This window comes from Streptococcus caledonicus, assembly GCF_042656225.1.
Lineage (GTDB): Bacteria > Bacillota > Bacilli > Lactobacillales > Streptococcaceae > Streptococcus > Streptococcus caledonicus.
The window spans coordinates 64,316-64,959 of sequence record NZ_JBHSOJ010000015.1; the positions used below are offsets into that span (position 1 = coordinate 64,316).

General features: G+C 38.4%; 1 pseudogene. It reads left to right on the forward strand.

Annotated features, from left to right (window positions below):
• A pseudogene (locus ACFPQ3_RS02150) lies at positions 1-644 on the forward strand (transposase); the annotation flags it as partial.

Below are 644 nucleotides of genomic sequence, written 5' to 3' on the forward strand. Positions count from 1 at the left end.
TGATATTCACCAAGCTATGATAGCTGTCTGTATCTTACACGGCTCTCTCACTAGTACTCGTCCCAAACGTGAAGAGGCTCGCTTTGATACAACGACAGAAGGTTTACAACAATGTCATGATTTTCTCACATCTTTTTAAGGACAAGCTGTTGGCATGGAAAGTACAGGAGTCTATTGAAAACCCGTTTGGCATGCGCTCTGTCAAGACTTTGAGCTCATTTTAGCGAATCCAGCACATATGAAAAGCCATCCCTAGTCAAAAATGAGAGGATTCAAGAACTACGAGAGCTAACACGTCAACGGAAACATCAAGTTGAAACTCGTAATCGTGACGTGAACAGAATTCATAACATTCTTCAATCAGGAGGAATCAAATTAACGACTTACCTTGAAGATATTATGGGCAGTTCTGGGCGTAACTTGATGACTCTTTTAGTCAATGGAGAAACCATCACACCAGAAGTTATTCGTGCTAATGTTTATACGACTTTGAAACAGAAAATTCCTCAACTAGAAAAAGCCTTGGATGGTTATTTTTCAGCTTATCATCGGTTTATGTTAGAGCAAGCATTAGAAACTTATGATTGTTATAATGCTAAAATCCAACAGTTAGAAAATCGAATAGACAGTTATCTCAAAGACTA